Here is a 26,181-nt window from a genome sequence, read left to right on the forward strand (position 1 = left end):
GTCCGAAAATTCCGACCGACGCATGCAGATGGCCAATGCCGCGCGTGCCCTGGCCAAGGTCGATGCCGCAGAGCGCATCGCCGACATCATCCTCGAGGAATCCAAATGAAGACCGCTATGCGCCACCGCGCACGCCTGACGCGAGGCCGCGCATGATCCGTCGCCTGCACGACACCAACGACCTGGTGCGCGCCTTCCCGCGCGTGCACTTCGTCGGCATCGGCGGCACCGGCATGAGCGGCATCGCCGAAGTGATGCTGACCCTGGGCTATGAAGTGTCCGGTTCGGACAACGCCGACAACGCCGCGACCCGTCGCCTGGCCAGCCTCGGTGCGCGCGTGATGCGCGGCCATTCGGCGGCCAACGTGCTCGGCACCGACTGCGTGGTGGTGTCCAGCGCGATCCGCGATGACAACCCCGAGCTGATGGAAGCGCGCAGCCAGCGCATTCCGATCATGCCGCGTGCGGCCATGCTGGCCGAACTGATGCGCTTCCGCCGCGGCATCGCGGTGGCCGGTACCCACGGCAAGACCACCACCACCAGCCTCACGGCCGCGGTGCTGAGCGAAGGCGGGCTGGACCCGACCTTCGTGATCGGTGGCCAGCTGCTGGCCGCCGGTGCCAACGCCAAGCTGGGCAGTGGCCAGTGGCTGGTGGCCGAAGCCGATGAAAGCGATGGCAGCTTCCTGCGCCTGAACCCGCTGGTGTCGGTGATCACCAACATCGATTCGGATCACCTGGAAAACTACGGCAACGATTTCGCCCGCGTCCAGGCCGCCTTTGCCGAGTTCCTGCAGCGCCTGCCGTTCTACGGCCTGGCCGTGCTGTGCATCGACGATCCGGAAGTGGCCGCGCTGGCCGCACAGACCCCGCGCCATGTCATGAGCTATGGCATGAGCAGCAACGCCGACGTGCGCGCCGAGAACGTGGTCCAGGATGGACCGCGCATGCGCTTCACCCTGCGCCTGCCCGAAGGCAGCAGCTACCCGGTCACGCTGGCGCTGCCGGGCGCGCACAACGTGCTCAACGCGCTGGCCGCCGCCGCCGTGGGCTGGCAGCTGGGCGTCGCCCCGGACGCCATTGCCCGTGCGCTGGAAAGCTTTGCCGGCATCGGTCGCCGCTTCAATGACCTGGGCATCGTCACCACCCACACCGGCGCCCGTGTGCGTTTGATCGACGACTACGGTCACCACCCGCGCGAGCTGGCGGCGGTGTTCGCGGCCGCCCGTGGCGGCTGGCCGGACCAGCGCCTGGTGGTGGCGTTCCAGCCGCACCGCTACAGCCGTACCCGCGACCAGTTCGATGCCTTTGCCGCGGTGCTGTCCGAAGTGGACGCGCTGGTGCTGAGCGAGGTCTACCCGGCCGGCGAAGCGCCGATCCCGGGCGCCGACTCGCGCTCGTTGGCGCGCGCCATCCGTGCGCGCGGCCGCAGCGAGCCGGTCGTGGTGGGCCATACCGCCGAGCTGTCGCACGTGCTGCCCGACGTGCTGCAGGACGGCGACCTGCTGCTGCTGATGGGCGCCGGCGACATCGGCCACGTGGCGCAGCTGATCGCAACCGAAGGATTCACGGAGACCCCGGCGGCATGAACCCGATCTTCTTCCCGTCGCTGCGTGTCACCGACCCGGCCGTGTTCGGCCGCGTCGCGGTGCTGCTTGGCGGTACCTCCAGCGAACGCGAGGTGTCGCTTGACTCGGGGCGCAACGTGATCGCCGCGCTGCGCGCGCGCGGCGTCGACGCGGTGGCCGTGGATGGCATCCCGGCGCTGGCGCTGGCACTGGTGGAAAAGCGTTTCGACCGCGTATTCAACATCCTGCACGGCCACAACGGCGGCGGTGAGGACGGCATCGTGCAGGGGCTGATGGACGCCTTCGGCGTGCCGTACACCGGCTCCAAGGTGCTTGGCTCTGCGCTGAGCATGGACAAGATCCGCACCAAGCAGGTGTGGTTGTCGCTGGGCCTGCCCACGCCGCGCTACGTCAAGCTGGTGGAGGGCGTGGACGTGCACGCCGCCGCTGCCGAACTCGGCCTGCCGGTGGTGGTCAAGCCCGCCAATGAAGGCTCCAGCGTGGGCATCAGCCGGGTCACCGACGCCGCCGGCCTCGCCGACGCCGTGGCCCTGGCCGCGCGCTACGACGGCCAGCTGCTGATGGAACAGATGGTGGTGGGCGACGAACTCACCGTGGCGATCCTGGGCGACCAGGCCCTGCCGTCGATCCGTATCGTGCCCAAGGGCCAGTGGTACGACTACAACGCCAAGTACATCGCCGAGGACACCCAGTACCTGTGCCCCGGCCTGGACGGCGATGACGAAGCCGACATCCGCCGCGTCGCGCTGGCCGCCTTCCAGGCCGCCGGTTGCCACGGCTGGGGTCGGGTGGACGTGATGCGCGACCGCGACAGCGGCCGCTTCCACCTGCTGGAAGTGAACACCGCGCCGGGCATGACCAGCCACTCGCTGGTACCCAAGGCTGCCGCGCAGGCTGGCATCGGCTTCGAGGAGCTGGTCTGGCGCGTGCTGGAACAGACCCTGCCGACCCACCTGCAGGAGCTGGACAGGGAGCGTGCCCACGCATGAACGCGGTGCTGCGCATCTTCGTCTGGTTGCTGGCCCTGTCGGTCGTAGCGCTGCCCGTGGTGGCGGTGCTCAACGGCTGGGTCGGTGCCGAACGCTGGCCGCTGGCCAAGCTGCGCGTGCACGCCGAGTTCAAGCGGGTGCCGGCCGAACAGCTGCAGCAGGTGGTACTGCCGTATGCCAAGGCCGGGTTCTTCGCGGTCAAGCTGCAGGATGCGCAGGACGCCATCGAAAAGCTGCCGTGGGTGGAAAGCGCGCAGGTGCGCAAGCAGTGGCCGGACGTGCTGGAAATCAGCCTGGTCGAGCACAAGCCGTTCGCGCGCTGGGGCCAGGACCGCCTGCTGTCCGAGCAGGGCAAGCTGTTTGCCACCCCCAAGAAACTGCAGGACCTGCAGCTGCCCGACCTGGACGGCCCGGACTCGCAGACCGAAGAAGTGGTGGCGCTCTACAACGATGCACGTGCGCTGTTTGCGCCGGCCGGGGTGGACGTCAAGCGGGTCACCATGGATGCCCGCGGCAGCTGGTCGCTGCTGCTCAGCAACGGCACCGAAGTGGTGGTCGGCCGCGATGACGCACGCTCTCGCCTGCAGCGGTTCGTGCGCGTGCTGCCGCAGCTGGCCAACCCGCAGGCGCCGATCGAACGCGCCGACCTCCGATATACCAATGGCTTCACGCTGAGCTGGGGTACCCCGGCCGCAACCGCGCCGAAACCGGCGCAGGACAGGACATGAATCGCAAGGGTGACAAATCACTGATCGTCGGACTGGATATCGGCACCTCCAAGGTGGTGGCGCTGGTCGGCGAGTATTCGCCGGGCAATCCGATCGAGGTCATCGGCATCGGCTCGCACGAATCGCGCGGGCTCAAGCGCGGCGTGGTGGTGGATATCGAATCGACGGTGCAGTCCATCCAGCGCGCGGTCGAAGAGGCCGAGCTGATGGCCGGCTGCGAAATCCGCTCGGTGTATGCCTCGATCTCCGGCAACCACGTGCAGTGCAAGAACTCGCCGGGCATCGTGCCGATACGCGACGGTGAAGTGACCTGGGGCGACCTGGACCGCGTGCTCGATGCGGCCAAGGCCGTGGCGATCCCGGCCGACCAGAAGATCCTGCACGCGATCCCGCGCGAGTACGTGCTGGACGATTCGCAGGAAGGCATCCGCAACCCGGTCGGCATGACCGGCGTACGCCTGGAGGTGCACGCGCACCTGGTGGTGTGCGCGCAGTCGGCCGCGGCCAACATCTCCAAGTGCGTTCAGCGCTGCGGCCTGCAGGTCGACGACCTGGTCCTGTCTTCGCTGGCCTCCAGCGTGGCCGTGCTGACCGCCGACGAGCGCGAGCTGGGCGTGGTGCTGGTCGACATGGGCGCCGGCACCACCGACCTGGCCGTGTTCGTGCAGGGCGCGATCTGCCACACCGCGTCGCTGCCGATCGCCGGTGACCACGTCACCAACGACATCGCGCACATGCTGCGCACCCCGACCCCGGAAGCCGAACAGATCAAGGTGCGCTACGCGTGCGCCCTGGCGCAGCTGGCCACCGCCGAGGAGAGCATCCAGGTGCCCAGCGTCGGCGATCGTCCGCCGCGCCGGATGCCGCGCCACGCACTGGCCCAGGCGGTGCAGGGCCGTTACGAGGAAATTTTCGAGATGGTGCAGGCCGAACTGCGCCGTTCCGGTTTCGAGGAACTGGTGCGTGCCGGCATGGTGCTCACCGGGGGTGCCTCGAAGATGGAAGGCGTGGTCGAACTGGCCGAGGAAATGCTGCAGATGCCGGTACGCGTTGGCATCCCGCAGCACGTTACCGGGCTGGGCGAAGTGGTCGGCAATCCGGTCCACGCCACCGGCGTAGGCCTGCTGCTGATGGGCAGCCAGATCGAACACCCGCGCCGTCCGTCGCTGCCCACCGGGCGCGCCGGCAGCATGTTCAAGAAACTCAAGACCTGGTTCCGCGGCGAATTCTGAGCGCGGTACTGACACGCAGTACACATGCAACACGCGATAAGCATTTCCCGAAAATTCCACGCAGTCCACGCAACACCGGCAACACCACGCAGTGCGAAGTAACTGGAACACAGGCAACACCGCGGCCCCCCGGCCGTTCATTGAAGCAGGCAACACGGCCGCAACCGGTGCGAACCGGCCAGGGCAAACCAACTACAACTCGCCGGCACGACGGTGGGGGAGGACAGGAGAAGGAATCTCCAACGCCCCCGTCCCGCGTAAACGGCATCAAGAGGACACGGACATGGCGCATTTCGAACTGATTGAAAAGATGGCACCCAATGCGGTGATCAAGGTGATCGGCGTGGGCGGCGGCGGCGGCAACGCCGTGGCGCACATGGTCAGCACCAGTGTGGACGGCGTGGAATTCATCACCGCCAACACCGACTCGCAGGCCATCAAGAATTGCGGTGCCAAGCTGCAGCTGCAGCTGGGTACCAACGTCACCAAGGGCCTGGGCGCCGGCGCGAATCCGGAAGTGGGCCGCCAGGCCGCGCTGGAAGACCGCGAGCGCATCATGGATGCCCTGCAGGGTGCGGACATGGTGTTCATCACCGCCGGCATGGGCGGCGGCACCGGCACCGGCGCCGCGCCGGTGGTTGCACAGCTGGCCAAGGAGATGGGCATCCTGACCGTCGCCGTGGTCACCAAGCCGTTCCCGTTCGAAGGCCGTCGCCGCATGCAGGTCGCGCTGAAGGGCATCGAGGAACTGAGCCAGCATTGCGATTCGCTGATCACCATCCCCAACGAAAAGCTGATCACCGTGCTGGGCCGCAACGCCACCATGATCCAGGCCTTCCGTGCCGCCAACGACGTCCTCCAGGGCGCCGTGCAGGGCATCGCCGACCTGATCGTGCGTCCGGGCCTGATCAACGTCGACTTCGCCGACGTGCGCACCGTCATGTCCGAAATGGGCCTGGCGATGATGGGCACCGGCACCGCCCGTGGCGATGACCGCGCCCAGGCCGCCGCCGAAGCCGCCATCCAGAACCCGCTGCTGGACGATGTGAACCTGGCCGGTGCCAACGGCATCCTGGTCAACATCACCGCCGGCGCCGACTTCACCATGGCCGAGTTCGACGAGATCGGCCGCACCATCGATGGCTTCGCTTCCGAAGACGCCACCGTGGTGGTCGGTACCGTGCTGGATCCGGATATGCAGGACGAAGTCCGCGTGACCGTGGTCGCCACCGGCCTGAACCGTGCCGTGGCTGCCAAGACCCAGCGTCCGGGCGAGCGCGCGCCGATCAAGCTGGTCCGCAACGCCACCACCGGCCAGCCGGAGTTCGGCGAGTTCGACACCGGCGGCGATGCCGTGTCCAAGGCCGTCGGCGGCATGGGCATGGGGATGGGCCTGCGTCGTCCCAGCGCGGACACCGTGGCTCCGTCGGCGCCGTCGTCCTCGGGCCCCGCGGCTGCTGAACTGCCCAACGATTACCTGGACATCCCGGCGTTCCTGCGCCGCCAGGCGGACTGACGCGTGCATGCCGGGGTCTTGTCCTCCCCGGTTGACGCCTCCATGTCCCTTGCTGCCGGGCCAGGATCGGCCCGGCAGTCTGCCGCCTTCGTGCCTCGGCACGTGTGTGCGGCGCTGCCCGTCTTTCGGTTCAGAAAGGGGGAGCGGTAGTGCGTGTTATTCTTGTTTGTCACCGTCGCGCTGACCGCGCGCTTTCCCGGTCCTGCTCCCCATGATTCCGCAACGAACCCTCAAGAACACGATCCGCGCCACCGGCGTTGGCCTGCACAGCGGTGACAAGGTCTACATGACCCTGCGCCCGGCACCGGTCAACCATGGCATCGTGTTCCGGCGGGTCGATCTGGAACCGGTGGTGGAAGTGCCCGCGCGCGCGGACCTGGTCACCGAAGTCACCCTGTGCACCGGGCTGACCTACCACGACGCCAAGATCCAGACCGTCGAACACCTGATGTCGGCCCTGGCCGGCCTGGGCGTGGACAACATCATCGTGGAATTGTCCTCGGCCGAGCTTCCGATCATGGACGGCTCTTCCGGTCCGTTCGTGTTCCTGCTGCAGTCGGCAGGCATCGCCGAGCAGGACGCACCCAAGCGCTTCATCCGCATTCTCAAGACCGTGGAAGTGACCGAAGGCGACAAGGTCGCCCGCTTCGAGCCCTACGAGGGCTACAAGCTCGGTTTCACCATCCAGTTCGATCATCCGATGATCCCGGCCAAGCAGTCCCGCGCCGAGATCGAGTTCTCCACGGCCGCCTACACCAAGGAAATCTCCCGCGCTCGCACCTTCGGCTTCATGCGCGACCTGGAGTACATGCGCGAGCGCAACCTGGGTCTGGGCGGGTCGATGGACAACGCCATCGTGCTCGACGAATTCCGTGTGCTCAACGACGACGGCCTGCGCTACGCCGACGAGTTCGTGCGCCACAAGATCCTCGACGCGATCGGCGACCTGTACCTGGCCGGTGGCCAAGTGCTGGGTGCCTACGAAGGCTTCAAATCCGGCCATGCGCTCAACAACAAGCTGGTGCGGGCCCTGATGGCCGATGCCAGCGCCTGGGAGTGGGTCAGCTATGACGCGGCGGCGGCCACGGCCCCGGTCGTTTACAGTGTCCCGGCCTACGCCTGATCTTCCGCAATCCATTGAATCTATTGAAAAACAAACGGCGCCCAAGGCGCCGTTTCGCGTTTCCGGGTCGAACCCGCTGGTTTCTTGACGTCGATGAACCATTGGCCGACGTGGGTCACGGATTTGTGAACCTGATCGAGGTTCTTGCTGAATTTAACGCAAATTTAATAAAAGACTAACGACTGGGCGACGTTCCGCGGCTACGATGCAGGCCGGTTCCCTGACAAGTTCACATGTTCGTGACGCGTCGGGGAAGGGGCCGGATGCCCCGATGCCTTCAGGATTTGGAGAGGTCCATGTCCTTCAGGCAAGCCAACGCGTCGCGTAGCCCTTTGTGCGTGGCGGCTGAAACTGCGTGGGGGCCATTCCGGTTGTCAACCGCTGGGGAGCGGGGAGGAGGGGCAGGCGCAGTTTTGACGGTCACCTTGGTGACCTTCAGCCCGATGGACCGGGCCGCGTCGATCAACTGTGCTTCGGCAAGCCGCAACCTGGCGTGCCACACGGGGGAGTCGACGAGAAAAACGAGGTGCTCGCCGTTTACATTCGCCAGCCGGCAACGGGTGGCCAGTGCAGGCGGTAAATGGGGGCGTAACTGACGGTCCAGCGCGTCGAGCCACAAGGCGCGGCGCAGCGGGTTACCGGCTTTATCCGCCATCACCGCATCCAGCGCCGGCTTCGGCGTTGATGGGGAACGGGCACTGGATTTCGGCTCAGACATGAAAACTCACTGATGGCATTCAAAAAGATCGTAATCAAAACGCGTGAAGGAAAGGCCAAGACGCCGCTGGCGCGTTTGCGTTTCTACTTCGAGGATTCACCCCGGGCCCTGCTGGGCAGTGTGCTGGGGGTAGGCTGCCTGATCGGCTTCGGTGCCGGTATCGGTGGCAGCATGTTCAACGATTCCCGGCTCCACGCCAAGGTCGCCCAGCAGGAACGCGAGCTGGCGCAGGCCCAGAAAGACGCCCAGACCCAGGTCAACGCGCTGGCAGCGCGGATGGGTGAACTGCAGGCGCAGGCCACCCGTCTCAACGCCCTGGGCGAACGGCTCACCCAGATGGGCAAGCTGGAGGACGGCGAATTCGACTTCAACGAGACCCCCGGCCTCGGTGAAGGCGAGCCCGGCCCCACCCAGGACATCCCGGTCAGCGCGGTCAACGCCGACTTACAGGTGCTGGAGCAGCGCTTCGCTGCTTCAGGCCGCCAGCTGTCGGTGATGGAATCGCTGATGTTCGACCACCAGCTCGAGCAGAACGCGGTGCCCGGCCGCATGCCGATCCGCAACACCTACATCACCTCCAACTTCGGCACCCGCAGCGATCCGTTCGGTCGCGGTGCGGCCACCCACAAGGGCATGGATTTCCACGCCAAGGTCGGTGACCCGGTGATGTCGGTGGCCGACGGCGTGGTCAGCTTCGCCGGCGTGAAGGGCGGCTACGGCAACGTGGTCGACGTGGACCACGGCAACGGCTATGTGACCCGCTACGCGCACAACTCGCGCCTGGTGGTGAAGCCGGGCGACCTGGTCCGGGCCGGTCAGGAAGTGGCCAAGGCCGGTTCCACGGGCCGTTCCACCGGTGCCCACGTGCACTTCGAGGTGTGGGAGCGGGGCCAGGTGGTCAACCCGCGCAAGTTCCTCGGTGACGGCGGCAATACCCCGGTCGGGCGCGTTTCGCGCGGCTGATCGCGGATTTTCGCTTCGGAAGGGGGTGCTTGAAACGCCAGGCCCCCGACCCAAGCTACAATGGGTGTTGCCATAGACAGGGCGCAGTGCGCCCTGTTTCGTTTGCGGCGGACGATTCCCCCGGGGGAGCGTCGCCGTTGGGGCGTCTCATTCCAACCGGTTCCTTCAATGATCAACAGCCTGCTTACCCGCGTCTTCGGCAGTCGTAATGAACGACAGCTGCGCCAGCTCAACCGCATCGTCGCCAAGGTCAATGCGTTGGAGCCGGAAATCGAAACGCTCTCCGACGAGCAGCTCAAGGCCAAGACCCCGGAGTTCAAGCAGCGCATCGCTGACGGTGAAGCCCTGGACAAGGTGCTCCCGGAAGCGTTCGCGGTCTGCCGTGAAGCCAGCCGCCGCGTGCTCGGCATGCGCCACTATGACGTCCAGCTGATCGGCGGCATGGTCCTGCACCTGGGCAAGATCGCCGAAATGCGCACCGGTGAAGGCAAGACCCTGGTCGCCACGCTGCCGGTGTACCTCAACGCGCTGGAAGGCAAGGGCGTCCACGTCGTCACCGTCAACGACTACCTGGCACGCCGTGACTCGGCGCAGATGGGCAAGCTGTACAACTGGCTTGGCCTGAGCGTGGGCGTGGTGTACCCGGGCATGCCGCACGGCGACAAGCGCGAGGCCTATGCCAGCGACATCACCTACGGCACCAACAACGAATTCGGCTTCGACTACCTGCGCGACAACATGGCGCTGTCGCGCGCCGACCGCTACCAGCGCGGCCTGCACTACGCCATCGTCGATGAGGTCGACTCGATCCTGATCGACGAAGCGCGCACCCCGCTGATCATCTCCGGCCCGGCCGATGATTCCCCGGAGCTGTATATCCGCGTCAACCGCGTCGTCCCGCACCTGATCAAACAGGAAGCCGAGGAAGGCGAGGGCGATTTCTGGGTCGATGAAAAGGGCAAGCAGGTCCACCTGTCCGAAGCGGGCATGGAGCACGCCGAAGCGCTGCTGGTCGAGGCGGGCATCCTCAACGCCGAGACCGAAGGCCTGTACGCCGCGCAGAACCTGACCGTGGTGCACCACCTCAATGCCGCCCTGCGCGCGCATGCCATCTACCAGCGCGACGTCGATTACATCGTGCGCGATGGCGAAGTGGTGATCGTCGATGAGTTCACCGGCCGTACCCTGGCCGGCCGTCGCTGGTCCGATGGCCTGCACCAGGCGGTGGAAGCGAAGGAAGGCGTGCCGGTCCAGCGCGAGAACCAGACGCTGGCCAGCATCACCTTCCAGAACCTGTTCCGCATGTACAAGAAGCTGTCCGGCATGACCGGTACGGCCGATACCGAAGCCTACGAATTCCAGAGCATCTACAACCTGGAAGTGGTGGTCATCCCGACCAACCGCCCGACCATCCGCAAGGACGGTTCGGACCAGGTGTTCCTCAACCGCAACGGCAAGTTCAACGCGGTGCTGGCCGACATCCAGGCCTGCAACGAGCGCGGCCAGCCGGTGCTGGTGGGCACCACCTCGATCGAAACCTCGGAAATGCTGTCCGAGCACCTGCGCAAGGCCGGTGTGCACCACGAGGTGCTCAACGCCAAGCAGCATGATCGCGAAGCAACCATCATCGCCAACGCCGGCATGCCCGGTGCTGTGACCATCGCCACCAACATGGCCGGTCGCGGTACCGACATCGTGCTGGGCGGTTCGCTGGAAGCGCAGCTGCACGAGCTGGGCGAAGACGCCAGCGACGCGCAGCGCGCCCAGGTCAAGGCCGAGTGGCAGGCCCGCCATGAAGTGGTCAAGGCCGCCGGCGGCCTGCACATCGTGGGCACCGAGCGCCACGAATCGCGTCGTATCGACAACCAGCTGCGTGGCCGTTCCGGCCGTCAGGGCGATCCGGGTTCGTCCCGCTTCTACCTGTCGCTGGAAGACAACCTGATGCGCATCTTCGCCTCGGACTGGGTCCAGAAGGCGATGCGCATGATGGGCATGAAGGAAGACGACGTCATCGAGGACCGCCTGGTCAGCCGCCAGATCGAGAAGGCGCAGCGCAAGGTGGAAGCGCACAACTTCGACATCCGCAAGAACCTGCTGGACTTCGACGACGTCAACAACGACCAGCGCAAGGTGATCTATGCCCAGCGCGATGAACTGCTCGATGCGGAGTCGGTGAAGGAAAACGTCGACGGTATCCGTGGCGATGTGATCTACGACATCGTGGCGCGCTTCGTGCCGCCGAACTCGATCGACGAGCAGTGGGACCTGAAGGGTCTGGAAGCCACGCTGGAGTCGGATCTGGGCGTACAGATGGACCTGGTGGGGCTGGTCAAGCTGCACGAGGAACTGGACGCCGAAGCGATCGCCGAGAAGGTCCAGGCGCGCGTCGACGAACACTTCGCCGAGAAGGAAGCCGGCGTGGGCGATGAGACCATGCGCGCACTGGAGAAGCACGTGATGCTGACCGTGCTCGACCAGAGCTGGAAGGAGCATCTGGCACGCATGGATTACCTGCGCCAGGGCATCTACCTGCGCGGTTATGCGCAGAAGCAGCCCAAGCAGGAATACAAGAAGGAAGCGTTCGAGCTGTTCTCGGAAATGCTGGAGAACGTCAAGCGCGAAGTGGTGACCCTGCTGGCGCGCGTGCGCATCCGCAGCGAAGAGGAAGTGGCCGCGCTGGAAGCTGCCGAGCGCCAGCAGGTGGAAGCCCGTCTGCTGCAGTCGCAGTTCCAGCATCAGGACGCTGGCAGCTACAGCGCCGACGAAGAGGCCGCGCAGGTGGAAGCGTCGCAGAACGGTGTGGCGCAGGTGCGGCTGGACGAGCCCAAGGTCGGTCGTAACGATCCGTGCCCGTGCGGCAGCGGCAAGAAGTACAAGCACTGCCACGGTCAGTTGACCTGACCTGATCTGACGCACGCTGAAAAAGCCCCGCGGATGCGGGGCTTTTTTTTGGGTTTTTTCTCATTGCGCATGGAAAGCACGTGGCGTGCTTCGAACTTTTCCAGACGTGGCCGTCGGTGAGTCGGGCGCTGGGCCCCATGCCCTTTCCGGCGACGCCCCCGGCCGCGGGCGGCCTCCTCCTTTATTTCGCCTCCAAGGGCATGGGGCCCTCACGCGCGCGACAATCCTGATCGGAGGCGCCACAGATCCTCATCGCGCCGGAACCACCGAGTCACATGCGTATCGTCGTGTACCTCTGAGCAACAAGACGCTGCTTCCATTTGGCAGAAGAACTTTTTTGTTCTTGTTCCAAAGCGCGCTGCATCGCACTGCGACGTGTGATGTGTAGCGCTTAAGACGAATTATCAGAGAACTCTGACCCGCGATTCAGGGCATCCCCACATCGCACTAAGACGCGTCCGATGGGCAGTTTCAATGAATGCATTTACTTTCTGCGTCCCCGTGTTTTTTAAGCCAGAGCACGTTGGAAATTGCCGCGACATTGCGTTCCACACGATGTGGAATCGCCGCGCCCCTGAGTCCACTTACATGGAGTTTCATGAACAGGATTTATCGCCTGGTGTTCAACCACACCACCGGCTTGATGCAGGTTGCATCCGAACTGACCGCTTCGCATACCTGCCCCGCACCCGTTGTTGGCGGTACGCGTCGACGCTCCGCATTGAGCGCGGCCATGCTGGTTGCGCTGGGTCTTGCCGCCGTGCCGGCACAGTCCGCGTTCGCGGCCGTGTTCGATTTCGACAGCGACGAAACCGTTACGGATTCGCGCGTCTACGCCGACGGCCTGCGTATCGGCCCGAACGGTCCGGTGGTGGTCGACCTCGGCCCGGGTGGCTCGATCATTTCCAATGACCTGGTGTCGCTGGGTACCAACGTCGGCGGCGATGGCACGCTGCGTGCACAAGGCGCGGGCGTTTCGCTGACGGTCAATAGTGCCTCGGTGCGCGTCGGTGACGCGGGCAACGGCACGTTGGAACTCCTCAACGGCGCTACCGCCAGCGTTGCCGGCGGCACCGTCTCCTTCGGTTACGGCGTCGACGCCTTCGGCGTTGGCCTGGTGGAGGGTGCCGGTTCGCTGCTGAGCGCCCGCCAGATGCTGGTCGGCCGTGAGGGCAGTGCCGTGCTGACCATCGGCAACGGTGGCCGGGTGGAGACCACCAAGGTCGCCACGCCTGCGGCCGGCGAGTTCGGCCTGGCCATCGGGTCCGAGGCGGGCAGCATTGGTCTGGTGAACGTTGTCGCGGGCGGCCAACTGGCGGTTACCGACAACTATCTGCTGGTGGGACAGGCCGGCAACGGCACGCTCAACATCGACGGTGGCGCGGTCGACGCCGGCCGTGGCCTGCGGACCGGCACGGCGAGCGGTGGCGACGGCACGGTCAGGGTCGTCAACGGCGGCCAGTTGGCCACGCAGGACCTGGATATCGGTTACGCACAGGGCGGCAGCGGTTCGATGCAGGTCACTGGCACCGGGTCGACGGTGAACGCGTCCCTGATGCGCGTGTCCGGGAGTGGCGACGGTGCGCTGCGTATCGAAAACGGCGGCGTGGTCGCGGTCACCGGCAATGTCACCGCCGAAGACAACGTGGGCCTGCCGAGCAACGCGGCCCGCGTCGGCCGCATTGAAGTGTCCGGCGCGGGCTCGCTGCTGAGTGGCGACCGGGTCATGACCAGTACCCACCTGCTGGTGAGCGATGGCGGCGAGATCCGTTCCAACAGCGCACGGATCAAGGATTCCTACAGCGATACCGGCGTGGCAACACTGACCGGCGCGGGCAGCCGCTGGAGCAATCTGGGTGAACTGGATGCACGGACCAACGTGGACGTGCTCGACGGCGCGCTGGTCGCCACCGATACGCTGCTGGTCTCCGGTGGCACCAACACCATGCTCAACGCTCCCCAGCGCTACGACCAGCAGGTCCGGGTGAGCGGTGCCGGCGCGGCGATCGAGGCCGCCAACGGCATCACCGTTGGCGCGCATCTGGTCGGTGAGCCCTACGGCGTCCTCAGCGTCAGCAACGGCGGTCGCGTCGCGGCAGGGACCACGCTGACCCTTGGCAGCTCGGGCTATGTGGCCGTGGGTGGCGGTATGCAGACCTGGTCGGTGGCCAACGATGGTCCGCTGTGGCGCGCAGCCGAAGCGGCCGGCGAACTGCAGGGCACCATCGCCATGCAGGTCGCCTCGGGCGGCCTGGTGTTCAACCACACCGACGACATCACCCTGTCCAACACCCTTGCCAGCGTGGTCAGCGGCAACAATTACACCGGCGGGGCAGTGACCCAGATCGCCGGCAGCACCACGTTGAATGGCGATCTGACCGGTTTCGGCGGCGACATCAAGGTGACGGGCGGTGCGCTGCAGATCGATTCGGACACGTACACCGGCCAGGGATACGTCGGTAGCAGCCAGGCCTTCATGCAGCAGATCGACGTCTCCGGCGGCACCCTGGTGCTCAACGGCAGCGCCGGCTTCCAGCAGCAGATCGACTACGGCAGCAGCACCGAGACCGTGCGCAGCTCGGCGGTGACGGTGAGCGGGCAGGGCACCCTTGCGGGCAACGCCACCGTTGGCGAAACCTACGTATACAACGGCGGCACGCTGTCGCCGGGCCACAACGGCATCGGCGCGATGACCATCGACGGCGATCTGTACCTGAGTGCCAACGGCGCCCCCGGCGGTGCGATCAGCGGTCCTTCGTTCTTCGACGTGGACGTGCTCGGCAACGGTCAGAGCGATCGCCTCACCGTCACCGGCAAGGCCTACCTGGGCCGTGGCTCGAACCTGCTCAACACCGCTGACGCCAGCGTGCGCATCACCGGCCTGGACCCGGCGGTGAGCTACCAGAACGGCCAGACCTACACGATCCTCGATGCGGCGGAAGGCGTGCAGGGCGCGTTCGACGAGGTGGTGTCCAAGTCGGCCTTCCTGGCCCCGACCCTGGCCTACACCGACAACCAGGTGCAGCTGACCATCGCGGTCAAGGATGCGGGGGGTACGCCGGTGGACCCCGTCGATCCTGTCGATCCGGTGACCCCGGTGGATCCCGGCAATCCGGGCACGCCTGGCAATGGCGGCAATCCGCCGATCGTGTTCGGCGCGGTGGCGGCCACCGGCAACCAGCGCGCCACCGCAGCGGCGCTGGATTCGCTGCAGCAGTCCGGCCAGGCGCTGGCGCTGTACAACGGCCTGCTGATGCTGGATGAAGCCGGCGCGCGCGACGCGTTCGACGACCTGTCCGGTGAACTCCACGCCAGCAGCCGCGCCCTGCTGCTGGAAGACCGTTTCCTGCGCGAAGGCATCGCCCAGCGTCTGCGCCCGGATCCGAGCATGGCCGCGTCGGGCCCGTCGGCGTGGGTGGCAGGTGCCGGTACCGCTACCCGCCAGGATTCGGACGGCTCCGCCGCGCGCACCCGCCAGCACCGCGAGGGCCTGATGGCCGGCGTCGACTGGACCGTCGGCGGCGCGTGGACGGTCGGCTTGGCGGCAGGGTCGGAGTCGCTGCGTCAGCAGATCGATGACCGCCATGCCAACACCGAGGTCGATGCCGTGCACGGCGGCCTGTACGCCGGCTTCCGCGGTGAGGAACTGTGGATCAACGGTGGTGCCAGCTATGCCGACTACGACCTGGATACCCGGCGCATGGTGGGTACCGGCACCAGCTGGGCACAGGCGCTCAACAGCAGCTACAACGCGCACGCTGTGTCGGTGTTCGCCGAGGGCGGCTGGGACATGGAACTGGACGCGCTCACCCTGACCCCGTACGTCGCCATCGCCTACACCCGCCTGTCGACCGAAGCCGGCGTGGAAACCGGCGGCAGTGCGGCGCTGGCGATCGATGCCAGCAAGGACGAGGTGTGGACCACCACGGCCGGTATCCGCGCCTCGTGGGACATCAGCGGCGGCCAGACCGACGCTGCCCGCCTGGAGGCCGGGCTGGCCTGGCAGAACGCCAGTGGCGAACTGCGTGCCGACTCGCGCCACCGCTTCGTCGCCGGCAGCGACCGCTTCACCGTCAGCGGCCTGCCACTGGCGCGCAATGTGGGCATCGCCGAACTGGGTGTATCGGTGCATGTCACCGACAACAGCCGTCTGTCCCTGTTCGCGCAGGGCCGTGCGGGCGATGGCCAGCGTGAGCTGGGCGCGCAGCTGAACTGGAACGTGTCGTTCTGACCGACGCCGCGCCCTGATGCATGATCGCGAAGGGCCCCGCAAGGGGCCCTTCGTTCGTCTGGCAACCCCGCAAGACCCGTCCGGCGTGCTGTGGCGGATCGCCCGCCCGCTGCGCTGGACCCCGCGTTGCGCACGCCGGCATTGCACCACCCCGGTGCCATTGGGCATGCTCACCCCATGCCATCCCCCAAACGATCGATCCACGTCGTGGCCGGCGTCATCACCGACGCCCGCGGCCGCATCCTGCTCAACCGCCGTACCGAGAACAGCGACATGGCCGGCCTCTGGGAGTTTCCCGGCGGCAAGCGTGAGCCGGGCGAGACCTCCGAGCAGGCGCTGGTGCGCGAGCTGCGCGAAGAGCTGGGCATCGAGGCGGAGATCGGCGAGTGGATCATGGAGGTACCGCAGCTCTACCCGGACAAGCGGCTGCGGCTGGAAGTACGCCGGATCAGCAGCTGGAAGGGCTCACCGCGCGGCCGCGAAGGCCAGGCCATCACCTGGGTGGCCCCGGACAAGCTGGCGCGCTACTCGATGCCGCCGGCCGATCTGCCGGTGGTGGCCGCCCTGCGCCACCCCGACCGCTACCTGATCACCCCCGAACCCGAGGCCGACCACGCCCAGGCCCACCAGGCCTGGCAGCAGTGCCTGGCGCAGGCGGTGGCCGCCGGTGCCAACCGCATCCAGCTGCGCACCCCCGCCAGCCCGGCACGGGTGGCCTTGGCCGAACAGGCCATTGGGGCCCATCGCGGCCGCGTGCAGTGGCTGCTCAACCGTGACATCGCACTGGCCCGCCGGCTCGGCGTTGGCGTGCATCTGGGCGGCGAACAGCTGCTGCAGCTGGACGCGCGCCCGCTGCCAGCCGAACAGCTGGTGGCGGCGTCCTGCCACGATCTGGCGCAGTTGCAGGCCGCGCAGCGGCTGGGCTGCGATTTCGCCGTGCTCGGCCCGGTCCAGGCCACCCCCAGCCATCCCGGCGCGAGCGCGCTGGGCTGGGAGGCATTCGAAGGACTGCGCGAACAGGTGTCGCTGCCGCTGTACGCGCTGGGTGGGCTGCATCCGGATGACATCGGCGAGGCGCGCCGGCATGGCGCCCAGGGCATCGCTGCAATCCGGGCGCTGTGGCCCGCCTGATCGGACCGCCGGCCGCCTGTAACCCGCAACCCGGTAGTGCCGGCCGCTGGCCGGCAACCCCAGCCAACCGCCGCTACAACGTGATCCAGAAACACCCGTACTGCCGCCGCAGCCCGAACACCGTGCGCGCCGGCGTTGCCGTGCTGCCCAGGGTCTGCTCCAGCCGCAGCCCTACCGGGCGCGGCCGGCGCGGCGTGACCTCCGCCAGCGGCTGCCCATCGCCACCCGGCACCGACGCAGCGGCAGGCGCCGCCACGGCACTCTCATCGCTGGCCGGATACACCGGGGCGATATCCACCAGCGGCCGTTGCACCACCGATTCCAGCCGTCCGATGATGTGGCGGGCGGTGGCGTTGGACACGTCGTTCCACAGGTAGATCGAGGACAGCCGATTGACGTCCTGCAGGCTGACCGCATCGCGGATCTGCCCGGTCAGTTCGCTGAGCCGGCGCGCGCAGCCGGCGCGATAGATGCCGGTGTTGCCCACCGTCGGTGCATGCGCGGGCATGCGTGCGGTAGCGCCCAGCGCATCGCAGCTGCGGTCGGTGAACACGGTCTGGCCCTGGGCGTTGGTGCAACGGTTGACGCGCTGCGCCTGTGCCGACGCCGGGTTTGGCAGGCACAGGGCGCACAACAGGGGCAGGAGGAGTGCTTTCATTGCAGCAGCGTAGCGGTGCCAGCGTTATCTGCAAGCGATTTGAGCGTGCTTCAAGGGCGCAGCAGCTTGAGCACCTGGGTGGTTGGCTTGGCCAGGTTGAGCGTGTAGAAATGCAGCCCCGGCGCGCCACCGGCGACCAGCCGCTCGCACAGTCCGGCGACCACCTCGGCACCGAACGCGCGCACCGATTCGGCATCGTCGCCGAAGGCCTGCATCTTCCGGCCGATCCAGCGCGGGATCTCCGCACCGCACTGCTCGGAGAACCGGCGAAGCTGGCTGAAGTTGGAGATCGGCATGATTCCCGGCACGATCGGCACCGTTACCCCGAGCTTGCGCACCGCGTCGACGAAGTGGAAGTACGCATCGGCGTTGAAGAAATACTGGGTGATCGCCGCGTCCGCGCCGGCGTCGATCTTGGTCTTGAAGTGCTTCAGGTCCAGCAGCGCGTCGTTGGCCTGCGGATGGGTTTCGGGGTAGGCGCCCACTTCGATCCGGAACGCGTCGCCGTGCTCGGCGCGGATGAAGCTGATCAGGTCCGAGGCGTAACGCAGGTCGCCGGGGTGGCCCATGCCCGACGGCAGGTCACCGCGCAGGGCGACGATGCGTCGGCAACCGATCGCGCGGTACAGCTTGAGCAGTTCGCGGATCTCTTCGCGGCTGCCGCCCACGCAGGACAGGTGCGGCGCGGCCTCGAAACCGTGGTGCTGCTTGAGATGGCGGACGGTTTCGGAGGTGTAGCTCAAGGTCGAGCCGCCGGCCCCGAACGTACACGACACGTACTCGGGCGAGAAGGCCTTGAGCTTGCTCGCGGTACGGTCGAGCTGGGCGCGCTGCTCGTCGGTCTTGGGCGGGTAGAACTCGAAGCTGATGGCGGTCATGGCGGCGGCGGCGACGGGTGTGGGGATATCATATCGCTTCATCGCGATGAATGTAAAAAATAGGCTATCGGGGATTGGCCGCCGGGTCGACCGGTTACCCTTTGCGCCTGTTCTGGCTGCCGCGTTCCCCATGTCCATCATCCTTACCGAATTCGCCCGTCCCCGCTTGTTCCCGCGTACCCCACGCGGCAACACCCTCCAGGATTGCACCGCCGAGCAGTTCCAGGCGCATCTCAACACGCACGCGCCGCTGAAGGTGCTTGATGGCTATGCGCCGTTCTGCAAGCTGTTCGTCTACGACAACTGGACCTCCACGCGCTGCCTGACCGTGCCGATCACCGACGCCAACCGCCACCAGCTCCACACCGGCTACGAGGCGCGCAACCGCAACGAGCTGCCGGTGCTGGTGCGCTGGTTCGAGGGCGTGGAGTCGCCGCGCGCGAACTACCTGGTGGTGATCCTGTACAGCGCCGGACAACTCGCGCTGGAAGGCTCGCCGATCGATGCAGACTGGGGCATCGTCGGCTGCATCTACACCGCCGAGCCGGAAGAAGTGCCGATGGCGCCGATCACCATGATGCGCAACGCGCTGGGGGTGGACGAGGGCGGTTCCGGGGTGCCATTGGACCGCGAGGCCTACCAGCGTGCGGTGGCGTTCTGGGAGCGCAACGCCAACTGGCGGCCGTAACCGCCCTGCCCGGGTAGAGCCACCCCATGGTGGCTGCACGCGGTGCCGGTGCGAGACGCCGCCACGCATGGCGTGCCACTCCGGGTCTATCAGGCGTCGACCGGGATGCCCATGCGCTGCAGCATCGCGGCGAATGCGGCAACGTCCTCCGGCGGCGCCGCCAGGGCGATGCGCAGCGGCGAAGCCGCCAGGCCCAGCGCATCGGTGGTGATGGCATCCAGGTGCAGCACCAGTGCGCCGGCCGGGAGCTGCGCAGACTGGATGCCGCCGTAGGCCGAGCGTGCCTGCGCGTGCAGGCAGACATGCACGCCGTCCAGGCCCAGGGCGATGTCCTGCGCATCGGGATGCTCGGCCTTCTGCAGCAGCAGGTAGCGGCGGGTGTCGTGTTCGTGGTCGGCCAGGCCGGCCAGCAGCACGCCGTCGTCCGCGCCGACGTGGATGACGGTGGCGATGAACTCAGGCATGCGCTGGGGTTTCTTCAACGGTTGGAACGGCCAAGGTCCACTCCCACCACGGGTAGTGGTACTCGCGGTCGGTGGCAAGCCAGTGCGCCGAGCAGTCCACGCAGGTGACCGAACGCGCTTCACCCCATCCACCCTCGGCTTCACCTACCGCATCGATGACCACGTGCCCGCGGGTGGCCTCGCGGCGCGGATCGAAGAACGGGTAGTGCGGATACAGCGCGCACAGGCAACCTGCCCGATCCCGCCAGAAGCGCAGCCGCCGCAGCGCGAACTGCAGGTGATGGTTGTTGGCGAACACTGCACCGCCCAGCCCGATGTGTGCGGTAGCGCGCCCGATGCGTTCGACCCACGGCGCAAGCGCGTCCAGTTCGGCCGGATCGCGGAGCTGGGCGATGGCGCAGGCAGCGCTGTAGATGCGGTCGGGGTCCGACGACAACAGCGCCTGCAGGTGCTGGGCGCCGGGTCCTTCGGTAGGGGCCGCTGGCGCCCGGGAGAAGGGCCAGCGCATCAGCGGGTCCTACCGATGGCGGCATAGCTGCCATCGGTGAGCTGCAGCAGGTCGGCCGGTGCCACTGCGACCTCCAGCCCACGCCGGCCGGCGCTCACATGCAGCGTGGGCAGCGCCTGCGCGCTGGCATCGAGGAACGTGCGGTGCTTTTTCTTCTGCCCCAGCGGGCTGATCCCGCCGACCAGGTAGCCGGTGGCGCGCTGTGCCTGCTCCACGTCGGCCATCTCGCACTTCCTGCAGCCGGCCGCTTCGGCCAGCGCCTTCAGGTCCAGCGTGCCGCTGACCGGCACGATCGCCACCAGCAGTTCGTGCTTTTCGGTGCTGGCCAGCAGGGTCTTGAACACCTGCGCCGGGTCCAGCCCGAGCTGCTGCACCGCTTCGCCGCCGTAGGAGTCGGCATCGGGATCATGTGGGTAGGACAGCACGCTGTGGGTGATGCCGTGCTTCTTGAGCAGGTTGATGGCCGGGGTCATGGGGGCATCGTAACGCGGTGCGGGCCGGCTGCCTTGACCGGGGCTACTGCGATCGCGGCGATAATGGCGGCGTTCCCGTCTGGAAAGATCCCATGCGCCTCTCTGGTCAATGCAACGCGCTCAGCTTCGACAGTGATGTGGCGCGCGGACCGTATCCCCCGCAGGGGTTTGTGTCGATCGCGGAAGGCGCGCTTGGCAACGGCGATTGTTTCGGGCTGTATTGGCCGTTGGGGCGTGAGGGAGATGCGCCTTTCGTCTGCGAGATGTTCCATGACGAATGGCGTATGGAACTGCGCCATTCCTCGGTGCAGGTGTTCTCGCACTGGCTGGAATTGAACGAGGGCGAGTATGGCGAGCATGAGGTCGAAGATCCCGGTTCGCCAACCGAGCAGTTCGAGCAGGCGCGCGCGCAGGTGCTGGCGGGGCAGGTCGAGCAGGCCATTGAACTGCTGCGCGCAGCATGCGCCGCGTTCCCGGAGCTTCAGCAGGGCTGGGCGCTGCTGGCAAGCCAGTACATGCGGCAAGGGCAGCGCGATGCGGCGATCGATGCGGCACGTTCGGCCGTGCTTGCCAACTGGGCATTTGGCATTCCCGAGCCCGGGGTGCTGCGCATTCTGCGTGCTGCCCCGGCGAGCATCGACCCGGTGATCGCCCTGGTGCAGCGGATGGGCTTCGCCTTCGGCGGCGCCAAGACCAATCCGGATTACGCGCTGATGCAGGCCTGCATCGACGAATGCTGGGCCGCCGGTAATGCCCTGACGGCGCTGCGACTGTCGCAGAACCGCTGCTACGTGCTTGCTGGCGAAACGGTGTCTTTCCAGGAACGGGAAGGATTCACGCTGTCGCGCTGGCAGGCGGACTTCGCCGGGCAGTGTCAGGCCGTCCTCAACGACGACCGCAGGTGTTTCGGCCAGGACTGAGGGAATGCCACCACGAAAACGGGCGCCTTTCGGCGCCCGTCTGTTTTTCAACGCAACCGGATCGGCAGGCCGATCAGTAGCGGTAATGCTCCGGCTTGAACGGACCTTCCACCGGCACGCCGATGTAGTCGGCCTGTTCCTGGCTCAGGGTGGTCAGCTTCACGCCGATCTTTTCCAGGTGCAGACGCGCCACTTCCTCGTCCAGCTTCTTCGGCAGCAGGTACACCTTGTTCTCGTAGCTGTCCTTGTTCGCCCACAGGTCGATCTGCGCGAGCGTCTGGTTGGCGAACGAGTTGGACATCACAAAGCTCGGGTGGCCGGTGGCGCAGCCCAGGTTGACCAGGCGGCCTTCGGCGAGCAGGAAGATCGCGTTGCCGTTCGGGAACACGTACTTGTCCACCTGCGGCTTGATGTTGACGTGCTGCACGCCCGGGAAACCGACCAGCGCATCGACCTGGATTTCATTGTCGAAGTGGCCGATGTTGCAGACGATGGCCTGGTCCTTCATCGCGCTCAGGTGCTCGATGCGGATGATGTCCTTGTTGCCGGTGGTGGTGACGTACAGGTCCGCACGGCCCAGGGTGGATTCGATGGTGTTGACCTCGAAGCCTTCCATCGCCGCCTGCAGGGCGCAGATCGGGTCGATCTCGGTGACCACCACGCGGGCGCCATAGGCACGCAGCGAGGCGGCGCAGCCCTTGCCCACGTCACCGTAGCCGCAGACCACGGCGACCTTGCCGGCCAGCATCACGTCCATCGCGCGCTTGAGGCCGTCGGCCAGCGACTCGCGGCAGCCGTACAGGTTGTCGAACTTGCTCTTGGTGACCGAGTCGTTGACGTTGATCGCCGGGATCAGCAGGGTGCCGGCCTGGGCGAGCTGGTACAGGCGGTGCACGCCGGTGGTGGTCTCTTCGGAGACGCCCTTCCAGTCCTTGACCACGCGCGCCCAGTAACCCGGACGCTCCTTGGCCACGCGCTTGAGCAGGTCCTTGATGACCTGTTCTTCGTGCGAGGCGGCTTTTTCGTTGACCCAGTCGCTGCCGTTTTCCAGCTCGTAGCCCTTGTGGATCAGCAGGGTGACGTCGCCGCCGTCATCGACCACCAGTTCCGGGCCGGTCAGGGTGCCGTCGGGCAGGGTGAAGGTCAGTGCGTCCAGGGTGCAGTCCCAGTACTCCTCCAGCGACTCGCCCTTCCAGGCGAACACGGGGGTGCCCGAGGCGGCGATTGCCGCGGCGGCGTGGTCCTGGGTCGAGAAGATGTTGCAGGACGCCCAACGCACGTCGGCGCCGATGTCCTTCAGGGTCTCGATCAGCACGGCGGTCTGGATGGTCATGTGCAGCGAACCGGTCACGCGCACGCCCTTCAGCGGCAGGGTGGCGGCGTGCTTGCGGCGGATCGACATCAGACCCGGCATCTCGTGCTCGGCGATGTCCAGTTCCTTGCGGCCCCAGTCGGCGAGCTTGATATCGGCAATCTTGTAATCACCTTCGGTGGAGAAGGTCTTGGCAACAGCATTCATTCGTAAGCTCCGGTAGTGACGAGTCATGCTCGTCAAGCGAGATGTCGGCAACCAGACACCCGCATGACAGCACAACTCGCAATCGCCGGGCGCCGTTGGAACAATCCTGGCCACCGAGCCTGGCCGGCCGGACAGGGTCCGGAACGGTCGCAGCGCCCCTCGGTGGAGGGCCGCCCAGTATATCGCGGCCCGCTGCATTGGCATGAATCGGCAGCCGCCCCCAACCAACGGCAGGGGGGCGATCTGCGCCCGGCTGTTAAGGTCCGGGGTTTGCATCAGCATAGGGATCGAAGATGACACGCAATGATCGTCGGCGCCGCGCGCGCTGGAGCAGCCTGCTCGTGGGCATGGCGCTGTTGGCGGTTGCGCCGCTGGCACTGGCGGCACCGGCTGGCAAGACCTCCGCCTCGCAGGTGGTCGCGGCCAAGGGCGAGCAGGGCTACGAACTGCCCTCGGCCGCGCTGCAGGCGGTGGTCGATGCCCCGCGTGCACCGACCCTGAGCCTGTCGCCGCGCCGCGATATCGCCGCGATGCTGCAGACCCCCTCGCTGCCGTCCATCGCCGAGGTGGCCCAGCCGGAGCTGAAGCTGGCCGGGCTGCGCATCAACCCGGCCACCCACGCCTTCAGCCGTTTCAGCTTCGGCAACAAGCTGTGGTTGATGAACGTGGCCGACGGCAAGGAGCGCCAGATCACCGGCCTGCCGCAGCCGTTGTCGATCGCCACGCTGGCGTGGTCGCCGGACCAGCAGTACCTGGCCTTCAACCAGGTGCATGCGGCCAGCGGAGCCAACGAACTGTGGATCGTCGATGTCGCCGCCGGCGCCGCGCGCAGGCTGGTGGCCGATCTGAACACCGTCCTCGGCGATGGCTACAGCTGGCTGCCCAACAGCCGCGGGCTGCTGGTGATGCAGCAGCTCAAAGGCCAGGGCCCGGCGCCAGCGGCCGGGGGCATCCCGGCCGGTCCGGCGATCCAGCAGACCGAGGCCGATGCCGGGGTCCGCTCGATCCGCACCTACCAGGACCTGCTCAAGAACGAAGCCGATGCGCGCCTGTTCGATTACTACGCCAGCGCGCAGCCGGCGCGGATCGCCCTCAACGGGGTGGCCACGCCGCTGTCCACCGCCGGCGTCTACCTGGACGTGAGCGTCTCGCCCGATGGCCGCCATATGCTGGCCGAGCGCGTGCTGCGTCCGTATTCCTACCTGGTGCCGGCCGACGACTTCCCGCGCCGTATCGAAGTGCTGTCCGCCGCCGATGGCAAGCTTGAGCACACGGTCAGCACGCTGCCGCTGGTGGAAGGCCTGCCGACCGGCAACGACGCGGTGCCCACCGGCGTGCGCGACATCGGCTGGCGCGCCGACGCCCCGGCGACGCTGGTCTGGGCCGAAGCGCAGGACGGCGGTGACCCCAACCGCGAGGCCAGGGTGCGCGATGCGGTGATGATGCAGTCGGCACCGTTCGAGACACCGCCGGTGACCCTGGCCCAGCTGGGCAGCCGCTACGCCGGCATCCAGTGGGGGCGTGGCGACCTGGCCCTGCTCAACGAATCGTGGTGGAAGAACCGCGAAGTGAAGCAGTGGCGGATCGCCCCGGACCAGCCCGACGTTGCGCCGGAGCTGCTGTCCTCGCGCTCCTCGCAGGACCGCTACAGCGATCCAGGCAAGCCGGGCATGGTGCGCGACGTCAACGGTCGCTCGCGCCTGCAGATCACCGCCGATGGCCGCAGCATCTTCCTGTATGGGCAGGGTGCCTCGCCCGAAGGCGACCGTCCGTTCGTGGATCGCCTCGACCTCACCAGCAAGCAGACCACGCGCCTGTTCCACTCGCAGGCCCCGGGCTACGCGGTGCCGCAGGCGCTGCTCGACCAGGAAGGCACCTCCCTGCTGCTGACCCGCGAGTCGCCCGACGAGCCGTCCAACTTCTACGTGCAGTCGCTGGCCGATGCCAACACCGCGCCGAGGGCGCTGACCCGCTTCGAACACCCGCTGCCGCAGCTGCGTGGGGTGAGCAAGGAGCAGATCCGCTACAAGCGCAACGACGGCGTCGACCTGACCGCCACGCTGATGCTGCCGCCGGGCTACAACGCGAAGAAGGACGGCCCGCTGCCGCTGCTGATGTGGGCCTACCCGGGCGAGTTCAAGACCGCTGCCGCGGCCAGCCAGGTCACCGATTCGCCGTACCGCTTCAACGCGATCAGTTACTGGGGCCCGCAGGCGTTCCTGGCCAAGGGCTATGCGGTGCTGGTCAGCCCGTCGATGCCGATCATCGGCGAAGGCGACAAGGAGCCCAACGACACCTACCTGCCGCAGCTGATCGCCAACGCCGAGGCGGCGGTGGATGAAGTGGTGCGGCGGGGCGTGACCGACCGCGAGCACATCGCCATCGGCGGCCATTCCTACGGTGCGTTCATGACCGCCAACCTGCTCGCGCATACCCGCCTGTTCAAGGCGGGCATTGCCCGCAGCGGCGCCTACAACCGCACGCTCACTCCGTTCGGTTTCCAGGCCGAGGAACGCAATTACTGGCAGGCGCAGGACGTCTACCAGAAGATGGCGCCGTTCAACTACGCCGACAAGATCAAGGACCCGATCCTCTTCATCCACGGCGTGGACGACAACAACTCCGGCACCTTCCCGATCCAGAGCGAGCGCATGTTCGCCGCGGTCAAGGGCCTGGGCGGGACCGCGCGGCTGGTGATGCTGCCCAACGAATCGCACGCCTACCGCGCACGCGAATCGATCATGACCATGCTGGCCGAGAGCGAGCGCTGGCTGGAACAGACCGTCGGTCCGGGCAAGCCGATCAAGAAGCAGCGCTGAAAGAAAACCGATAGGTACCGGCCGTTGGCCGGTACCAGAAATGATCGGCACCTTCCGCCCACCGGCCCGCTTCCCGCGATCGGTAGTGCCGGCCGCTGGCCGGCTCCACGTGATGTCCAACACTGCGTGGAGC

The 26,181-nt window shown here is 66.9% G+C and carries 20 protein-coding genes and 1 riboswitch; of the genes, 13 read left to right on the top strand and 7 right to left on the bottom strand.

Annotated features, from left to right (window positions below):
* The first annotated feature begins 152 nt into the window (after positions 1 to 152).
* From murC to lpxC, 6 genes are all read left to right on the top strand, one after another.
* Entirely contained in the window at positions 153 to 1,589 is a 1,437-nt protein-coding gene (gene murC, locus AC1DR7_RS16375) for a UDP-N-acetylmuramate--L-alanine ligase (RefSeq protein ID WP_457318346.1), read from the top strand.
* Positions 1,586 to 2,578 (top strand): D-alanine--D-alanine ligase, encoded by a 993-nt coding sequence (locus tag AC1DR7_RS16380; protein ID WP_457318345.1) that lies wholly within the window; start codon positions 1,586 to 1,588, stop codon positions 2,576 to 2,578. Before murC ends, AC1DR7_RS16380 begins: the two co-directional genes overlap by 4 nt.
* Positions 2,575 to 3,306, top strand: a complete 732-nt coding sequence (locus tag AC1DR7_RS16385) for a cell division protein FtsQ/DivIB (protein WP_256774913.1) — start codon at positions 2,575 to 2,577, stop codon at positions 3,304 to 3,306. The genes AC1DR7_RS16380 and AC1DR7_RS16385 overlap by 4 nt, the downstream gene beginning before the upstream one ends.
* The gene (gene ftsA, locus AC1DR7_RS16390; protein ID WP_017355446.1) at positions 3,303 to 4,538 is read left to right on the top strand and encodes a cell division protein FtsA; all 1,236 of its coding nucleotides are present in this window, start codon (positions 3,303 to 3,305) and stop codon (positions 4,536 to 4,538) included. Before AC1DR7_RS16385 ends, ftsA begins: the two co-directional genes overlap by 4 nt.
* A gap of 283 nt (positions 4,539 to 4,821) precedes the next feature.
* A complete protein-coding gene (gene ftsZ, locus AC1DR7_RS16395) occupies positions 4,822 to 6,054 on the top strand; it encodes a cell division protein FtsZ (RefSeq protein ID WP_256774914.1) in 1,233 nt (410 codons plus the stop codon).
* 211 nt (positions 6,055 to 6,265) lie between these two features.
* Positions 6,266 to 7,177: a UDP-3-O-acyl-N-acetylglucosamine deacetylase gene (lpxC, locus tag AC1DR7_RS16400; RefSeq protein WP_256774915.1), complete on the top strand. Its 912-nt coding sequence runs from the start codon at positions 6,266 to 6,268 to the stop codon at positions 7,175 to 7,177.
* 277 nt (positions 7,178 to 7,454) lie between these two features.
* Here the strand turns inward: lpxC and AC1DR7_RS16405 are convergent, their stop codons facing one another.
* Positions 7,455 to 7,895 (bottom strand): DciA family protein, encoded by a 441-nt coding sequence (locus AC1DR7_RS16405; protein WP_256774916.1) that lies wholly within the window; start codon positions 7,893 to 7,895, stop codon positions 7,455 to 7,457.
* Between the two features lie 12 nt (positions 7,896 to 7,907).
* On the opposite strand from AC1DR7_RS16405, the gene AC1DR7_RS16410 reads away from it, so the two are divergent.
* The 4 genes from AC1DR7_RS16410 (at position 7,908) to AC1DR7_RS16425 (ending at position 17,121) form a co-directional block, all read left to right on the top strand.
* Complete coding sequence (locus AC1DR7_RS16410; RefSeq protein ID WP_038690496.1) at positions 7,908 to 8,858, top strand: M23 family metallopeptidase; 951 nt, start codon at positions 7,908 to 7,910, stop codon at positions 8,856 to 8,858.
* A gap of 168 nt (positions 8,859 to 9,026) precedes the next feature.
* Entirely contained in the window at positions 9,027 to 11,759 is a 2,733-nt protein-coding gene (gene secA, locus AC1DR7_RS16415; protein ID WP_478052833.1) for a preprotein translocase subunit SecA, read from the top strand.
* 598 nt (positions 11,760 to 12,357) lie between these two features.
* Positions 12,358 to 15,990 (top strand): autotransporter outer membrane beta-barrel domain-containing protein, encoded by a 3,633-nt coding sequence (locus tag AC1DR7_RS16420; RefSeq protein ID WP_478052834.1) that lies wholly within the window; start codon positions 12,358 to 12,360, stop codon positions 15,988 to 15,990.
* A gap of 177 nt (positions 15,991 to 16,167) precedes the next feature.
* A complete protein-coding gene (locus AC1DR7_RS16425) occupies positions 16,168 to 17,121 on the top strand; it encodes a Nudix family hydrolase (protein WP_457321127.1) in 954 nt (317 codons plus the stop codon).
* Positions 17,122 to 17,194: 73 nt separating this feature from the next.
* Here the strand turns inward: AC1DR7_RS16425 and AC1DR7_RS16430 are convergent, their stop codons facing one another.
* Together AC1DR7_RS16430 and metF are read right to left on the bottom strand one after the other, a co-directional pair.
* Entirely contained in the window at positions 17,195 to 17,779 is a 585-nt protein-coding gene (locus AC1DR7_RS16430) for a DUF4124 domain-containing protein (RefSeq protein WP_478050978.1), read from the bottom strand.
* Between the two features lie 50 nt (positions 17,780 to 17,829).
* On the bottom strand, positions 17,830 to 18,657 hold the full coding sequence (gene metF / locus AC1DR7_RS16435; RefSeq protein WP_457320559.1) for a methylenetetrahydrofolate reductase [NAD(P)H]: 828 nt from the start codon (positions 18,655 to 18,657) through the stop codon (positions 17,830 to 17,832).
* A 130-nt stretch (positions 18,658 to 18,787) separates the two neighbouring features.
* On the opposite strand from metF, the gene AC1DR7_RS16440 reads away from it, so the two are divergent.
* Positions 18,788 to 19,345 (top strand): DUF3228 family protein, encoded by a 558-nt coding sequence (locus AC1DR7_RS16440; RefSeq protein ID WP_457320555.1) that lies wholly within the window; start codon positions 18,788 to 18,790, stop codon positions 19,343 to 19,345.
* 89 nt (positions 19,346 to 19,434) lie between these two features.
* On the opposite strand, the gene AC1DR7_RS16445 is transcribed toward AC1DR7_RS16440, so the two are convergent.
* From AC1DR7_RS16445 to ybaK, 3 genes are read right to left on the bottom strand one after another with little or no spacing between them, the layout of a single operon-like run.
* A complete protein-coding gene (locus tag AC1DR7_RS16445; protein ID WP_256774922.1) occupies positions 19,435 to 19,809 on the bottom strand; it encodes an Imm10 family immunity protein in 375 nt (124 codons plus the stop codon).
* Positions 19,802 to 20,317, bottom strand: a complete 516-nt coding sequence (locus AC1DR7_RS16450; protein WP_457320552.1) for a hypothetical protein — start codon at positions 20,315 to 20,317, stop codon at positions 19,802 to 19,804. Before AC1DR7_RS16450 ends, AC1DR7_RS16445 begins: the two co-directional genes overlap by 8 nt.
* On the bottom strand, positions 20,317 to 20,790 hold the full coding sequence (gene ybaK, locus AC1DR7_RS16455; RefSeq protein WP_457320550.1) for a Cys-tRNA(Pro) deacylase: 474 nt from the start codon (positions 20,788 to 20,790) through the stop codon (positions 20,317 to 20,319). Before ybaK ends, AC1DR7_RS16450 begins: the two co-directional genes overlap by 1 nt.
* Before the next feature lie 17 nt (positions 20,791 to 20,807).
* Between ybaK and AC1DR7_RS16460 the strand changes: the two genes are divergently transcribed.
* Complete coding sequence (locus tag AC1DR7_RS16460) at positions 20,808 to 21,710, top strand: tetratricopeptide repeat protein (RefSeq protein ID WP_457320548.1); 903 nt, start codon at positions 20,808 to 20,810, stop codon at positions 21,708 to 21,710.
* Positions 21,711 to 21,783: 73 nt separating this feature from the next.
* On the opposite strand, the gene ahcY is transcribed toward AC1DR7_RS16460, so the two are convergent.
* On the bottom strand, positions 21,784 to 23,229 hold the full coding sequence (ahcY, locus tag AC1DR7_RS16465) for an adenosylhomocysteinase (protein ID WP_256774926.1): 1,446 nt from the start codon (positions 23,227 to 23,229) through the stop codon (positions 21,784 to 21,786).
* 80 nt (positions 23,230 to 23,309) lie between these two features.
* A riboswitch (S-adenosyl-L-homocysteine riboswitch) is annotated at positions 23,310 to 23,396 on the bottom strand.
* Between the two features lie 126 nt (positions 23,397 to 23,522).
* On the opposite strand from ahcY, the gene AC1DR7_RS16470 reads away from it, so the two are divergent.
* Complete coding sequence (locus tag AC1DR7_RS16470) at positions 23,523 to 26,048, top strand: S9 family peptidase (protein ID WP_478051038.1); 2,526 nt, start codon at positions 23,523 to 23,525, stop codon at positions 26,046 to 26,048.
* Positions 26,049 to 26,181: the final 133 nt, after the last annotated feature.

The sequence above is a fragment of the Stenotrophomonas sp. P5_A9 genome, assembly GCF_056400525.1.